This is a genomic window from Aliterella sp. E5.1 (assembly GCF_057473825.1).
This window is the reverse complement of the sequence record NZ_JBYCCV010000304.1, coordinates 1-1,874: the sequence shown is the minus strand read 5'-3', so window position 1 is coordinate 1,874 and position 1,874 is coordinate 1. Positions and strand designations below refer to the sequence as shown.

The following is a 1,874-nucleotide window of genomic DNA, read 5'->3' as shown; positions in this document are numbered from 1 at the left end:
ATCTTTGGACAAGGTTGAAGATGAACTTAGCTTAGGTCTATTAGAACTTTGTGCTGACCCAGACCGTCTTCGCTCTCTAACTTTCTTCCCTCCTCTATAGCTACTTTGTTAGAACGCAACTTGGTATCAGCTTCCTGACTCAACAGAAGTTAGTCCCACTGATGACGAAATAGAGCCTAATGAAACGGAAGATGCTGACGAAATTCTCTTAGAAGTAGAGGGGCAAAGAGATACATTTACCCCAACTTCTTCTCCTGTCTACGAAATCACCGAGGAAGAACTTATCCAGCAAAATCCAAATAGTTTAGCAGAAGCTTTGCGGGGATTACCTGGATTTGCGATTAATGATTTTGGTTTTGGTGCAGATATCCATACAGGTACATACTTTCGCGGCAACTCTATCAATCAAACAGTGTATTTGCTCAATGGTAGACCAATCAACCCTAATATCAACACTTATCACGGTGCTACAGATCTAAATAGCATTCCTGTAGGTGCGATTGAGCGAGTGGAATTGTCTAGCGGGACAAGTTCTACTTTGTACGGTTCCGAAGCCTTTGGTGGAGTTGTTAATATTATAGCGGTTCGCACTTGAGTGCAGTACACCTTAAGCATGACCTCACAGTAATTAAATCCTAAAGCTGTACTTTATCGGAATGAGAACTGCTGTATTACAAAACAAGGGCAACAAACTCCTACTTTCAACGGTTCAGCAGAGTTTGGTGATTTTGAGCAGTCGCAGTATCGGGCTAGTTATGGTGGTTCTTTGGGTTCAGCAAGGTTTAACCTCGGCTACGAAGAATACTCCGCAGAAAACCGCTACCGAGTGCCAGAAGGTGCGGCAAATCGGGATGCTGAAGGGTTTTTGTTTAATGGCGATACGGCAACTAGCAATTATTTTGGTAGCTTGGGAATAGATATAAATTCTCGCAATACTTTGAGCTTGGATGCTTACAAAATTAGCAGCCGTAGAGGTTTATTGTATTTTGGTTTTCCGTTGCAAAGAGATAGACTAGACCATGATGTATTTAATGTTGGTTTAGCTTGGAAAACTTTGCTCGGTAATAGCGACGACTCAGTTTTAAATACCACCCTTTCCTACAATCAAGATTACTTTAATACCTACGGTCCAACGCAAAACATCTATTACCGCACGGGGACGCTCAATTATCAAGCCGTCAATGCTAGGGTAGACCACGAGTGGCAGCTAACTGCAAATAATACCTTGCATTGGGGAGTAGATTTGCAATCAAGCGATCTAAATGGTGATGTATTGAGTACCGCACCCAATCGCACGGCTTTCAATGAATCAGAAGCTAGAGATCGGTTTCATACGGCATTATTTGCTTTGAATACTTGGCAAATTACCGATACATTTCAGACCGATTTTGGTCTAAGACAGAACTTTAGTAGCGAGTTTGGCAACTATCTAAATCCTAGCGTCGGGCTGCGGTGGGCAGCTAGTCGCAATATTGCTTTACGTGGTAGTTGGGTAGAAGTGCAACGCAATCCTGGCACTGATCAGTTGTATGTTTTTGATACCGTCCATAACTGGCTACCTAACCGGGACTTAGATCCAGAAACTGGAACTTCTTGGACTGCGGGAGTTGACGTGCAAATTTCTCGCAATTTAACTGGGCAGTTTACCTATTTTGGTAGTAGTCTAAGAAATCGCCTAGGCATTCAAAACGGTCAATGGGCAAATATTGGGCTAGGGCGTATCTGCAAACTCAAAAGGGACATTAGATATAGTGGGAAGAAAGTGAGAATATGAAGATTCTAATATCTGAAAACTAACGGGAGTAACTTTCTATGCCGCTACATCGTGGTGACCTAAATGATGCTCAATGGCAGAAACTTCATCCCTTGCTGCC

Annotated in this window: 1 pseudogene; it reads left to right on the top strand. The window is 42.7% G+C overall.

Annotated features, from left to right (window positions below):
- Nucleotides 1-169: 169 nt before the first annotated feature.
- Nucleotides 170-1,714 (top strand): annotated as a pseudogene (locus AC2VE5_RS26565) (TonB-dependent receptor plug domain-containing protein); the annotation flags it as partial.
- Nucleotides 1,715-1,874: the final 160 nt, after the last annotated feature.